Origin of the sequence: Pseudomonas capeferrum (genome assembly GCF_013523055.1) — a bacterium.
GTDB classification, from domain to species: Bacteria; Pseudomonadota; Gammaproteobacteria; order Pseudomonadales; family Pseudomonadaceae; genus Aquipseudomonas; species Aquipseudomonas capeferrum_A.
On sequence record NZ_JAAMQM010000052.1, the window covers coordinates 1 to 1328 of the forward strand.

Below are 1328 nucleotides of genomic sequence, written 5' to 3' on the forward strand. Positions count from 1 at the left end.
TGAACGAGCCCCATGAAAGACAGGACACCGTTCCGCCCTTAAGATAAGGGATAGGCAAACGGGTATGTTTATGACTAACAGCAACGACAAGGGTGGCGAACTGCTCGGCCAGGAACGCCGACGCCGCTGGAGCACCGACCAGAAGCTGGCCATGGTTCGCGAGAGCCTTGAACCCGGACAAAGCGTATCCGTGGTGGCCCGGCGCAACGGCATCAATGCCAACCAGCTGTTCCTGTGGCGCAAGCTGTACCAGGACGGAAGCCTCTCGGCAGTCAGCGCCGGCGAGGCCGTGGTACCCGCGTCCGAGCTGAACGATGCGCTGAAGCAGATCCGCGAATTGCAGCGGATGCTGGGCAAGAAGACGATGGAAGCCGAAGTCCTCAAAGAGGCCGTGGAGATCGCCCGTTCGCGAAAATGGATTGCGCACTCACCCTTGTTGCCGGGGGACGACCAGTGAAACTGGTCAGCAAATGTCTCGGTGTGTCGCGCTCGCAATTAACGGTTCGAATCAAGCAATCGGTATCGCCCAAGGCACGGCAGCGCCGGCTTGTAAGCGATACGGAGCTGGTCGCCGAGATCAAGCAGCAAGTCAGCGAGTTGCCGAGCTACGGTTACCGTCGCGTTTGGGGTTTGCTGCGCCGCGAGCGTGAAACCCAGTCGCTGCCACCGATCAACGTGAAGCGGGTTTATCGCGTCATGCGCGACCACAACTTGTTGTTGGCGCGGCGCATCAAGCAACCTGGCGTGCAACGCCGGCATGAAGGCCGAATCGCCGTCGCTACCAGCGATACACGGTGGTGTTCGGACGGCTTCGAGTTTCGCTGCGACGATGGTGCAAAGTTGAGCGTAACTTTTGCGCTGGACTGCTGCGACCGCGAAGCCATCGGCTGGGTTGCCAGCCCGACAGGCTACAGCGGCGATGACATCCGAGACTTGATGTTGGAAAGCGTGGAGAAGCGTTTTGGCGATCAACTACCAAGCAAACCGGTGCAATGGTTGAGCGATAATGGCTCGGCCTATATCGCTGAGCAGACGCGCCTGTTTGCCCGCCAGATCGGCTTGCAGCCGGTGACTACGCCGGTGCGCAGCCCGCAGAGCAACGGTATGGCAGAGAGCTTCGTGAAGACGATCAAGCGTGATTATGTGGCGCACATGCCCAAACCGGATCGAGAAACGGCGCTGCGCAACCTGACGATTGCCTTCGAGCATTACAACGAGCAGCATCCGCATAGCGCCTTGAAATATCGGTCGCCGCGAGAGTTTAGGCGCTTGGCAGCAGCATCAATTTAACGGGGAGTTGGTGTCCGGTTCGGTAGGGGCAAGTCCAG

General features: G+C 59.4%; 1 protein-coding gene. It reads left to right on the top strand.

Annotated elements, in window-relative coordinates:
- The first annotated feature begins 70 nt into the window (after nucleotides 1-70).
- Nucleotides 71-1290, top strand: a protein-coding gene (locus G7009_RS27255; protein WP_219856811.1) for an IS3 family transposase whose coding sequence is annotated in 2 segments (ribosomal slippage) — nucleotides 71-416 and nucleotides 416-1290 — 1221 coding nt in all. Because the reading frame shifts where the segments join, the coding sequence is not laid out codon by codon here.
- Nucleotides 1291-1328 lie beyond the last annotated feature (38 nt).